The sequence below is a fragment of the Tamlana crocina genome (genome assembly GCF_012037625.1).
This window is the reverse complement of record NZ_JAAVJS010000481.1, coordinates 1-363: the sequence shown is the minus strand read 5'-3', so window position 1 is coordinate 363 and position 363 is coordinate 1. Positions and strand designations below refer to the sequence as shown.

1 protein-coding gene is annotated in these 363 nt (G+C 49.0%); it reads left to right on the top strand.

Going from position 1 to position 363, the window contains the following annotated elements; translation table 11 throughout:
* Nucleotides 1–363, top strand: a 363-nt coding sequence (locus tag HC176_RS17690) for an MsnO8 family LLM class oxidoreductase (protein WP_245234957.1), incomplete at both ends; no start/stop codon positions are given.

The window sequence follows — 363 nt, the reverse complement described above, 5'->3', positions numbered from 1 at the left end:
CAAAAAGAGAAAAAATCCACCCCTTATTCCATATTAGAACTGGCGGGCGTAGGAGCCGGTTCCTCAGTCCAACAAACATTTGAAAACAGTCTGGACCTCGCTAAAAAAGCCGAAGATTTTGGGTATAAACGCTTTTGGCTTGCCGAACATCACAATATGAAAAGCATTGCCAGCTCGGCCACTGCGGTCCTGATCGGATACATTGCCGGCGGCACCAACAGCATAAGAGTTGGTAGCGGCGGCATCATGTTACCTAATCATTCCCCTCTTATTGTTTCTGAGCAATTTGGAACCCTTGGCTCCCTTTACCCCCATAGAATAGATCTTGGCCTCGGCAGGGCACCCGGAACAGATCAGGTGACC